At 42.5% G+C, this 643-nt stretch carries 1 pseudogene; it reads left to right on the top strand.

From position 1 onward, the window contains the following. Positions 1-43: 43 nt before the first annotated feature. Positions 44-643 (top strand): annotated as a pseudogene (locus AC2A07_RS19690) (T9SS type A sorting domain-containing protein); the annotation flags it as partial.

The following is a 643-nucleotide window of genomic DNA, read 5'->3' as shown; positions in this document are numbered from 1 at the left end:
AAAAAGTTAAATTCGCCAAAATATAATAATTAAAAACTCAAGTATGAAAAAAATCTATGTGAGTGCCTGTCTGCTTTGCTTTACCTGTCTGTCATTCGGACAGGATTTAATCTGGCAACATGATATCAGATCATCAACTCAAGACTTCCTTTCCCAGGTCACTACAACCATCGACCAGCAGTATCTCATCAGCGGAAGTGCCATTCAAAGCTCCGGTCTTCAACAGGCTAAAGGATCTCAGAACAATGGGTACGATTTTAAGATCATCAAGCTCAACCAAAACGGCGATACCGTATTTGAAAAATATTTCTCAGGAAAGAACCATGATTTCCTGGCTGCAACCGTTGCTACACAGGAGGGTGGATTTGCCATAATAGGAACTTCGTACTCCGGAAAAGGGCTGGATAAAAAGGAGGATTCCAAAGGAGGCTCAGATCTATGGTTGATAAGAACAAATCCAGAGGGAAATGAAATTTGGCAGAAAACATTGGGCACAGCCCAGGACGATGAAGCACGGGCGGTGATCCAGACCACTGACTTAGGATTTGTTGTTGCAGGTAATGTACAGAACTCACCCGATGGTTTCGGATCTAAAGATGTCATGATCATCAGGCTCGATAAGAACGGAAAAGAACTTTCCCAA

The organism is Chryseobacterium sp. HNCC26DJ238 (assembly GCF_057180465.1).
This window is presented reverse-complemented; position numbering and strand designations above follow the sequence as displayed.